This is a genomic window from Mesorhizobium sp. M0701, assembly GCF_040320365.1.
Lineage (GTDB): Bacteria > Pseudomonadota > Alphaproteobacteria > Rhizobiales > Rhizobiaceae > Mesorhizobium.
In genome coordinates, this window is the sequence record NZ_JAMYPO010000129.1 from 1 (window position 1) to 688 (window position 688).

The following is a 688-nucleotide window of genomic DNA, read 5'->3' on the forward strand; positions in this document are numbered from 1 at the left end:
AGCTGTCGCTCGCCTGAAGGAAGGCTTCGGGATGAGCGAACGGCGGGCGTGTAAAGCCATCGGCTGTTGCCGCATGACGGTTCGCCACGAGACCAGCAGGCTGAACGACCGCGAGCTTCGCGAGCGGATGAAGGCGATCGCGCAGGAGCGTCGCCGGTTCGGCTACGGGCGTCTTCTCGTGATGCTGAGGCGGGAGGGCCTGGTCGTGAACCACAAGAAGCTGTTCCGGCTCTATCGGGAGGAGAAGCTCGCCGTTCGCCGCCGTGGCGGCCGCAAACGGGCGATCGGGACCAGCGCGCCGATGGTGGTGCCGCTGAGGCCCGACGAGCGCTGGTCGCTCGACTTCGTATCGGACCAGCTCACAGACGGGCGCCGCTTCCGCATCCTGGCCGTCGTCGACGACTGCACGAGAGAGTGCCTGGCACTCATCGTTGATACGTCTCTCTCGGGCATGCGGGTTGCCCGAGAATTGGACCGGCTCATCACCGAGCGCGGCCGGCCGAGAATGATCGTCAGCGACAATGGCAGCGAGTTCACCTCGAATGCCATCCTCTCCTGGGCGGATCAGAACCGCGTCGAATGGCATTACATTGCGCCCGGCAAGCCGATGCAGACGGATGTTGTAGAATAGCCCGTTCTTCTCATTCGGCGGCTTTTTCCACAGCCTTCTGCCTTTCCGGCCTCGTTC

The 688-nt window shown here is 64.0% G+C and carries 1 pseudogene; it reads left to right on the forward strand.

The window, feature by feature from the left end:
- A pseudogene (locus NKI24_RS35860) lies at positions 1-628 on the forward strand (DDE-type integrase/transposase/recombinase); the annotation flags it as partial.
- Positions 629-688: the final 60 nt, after the last annotated feature.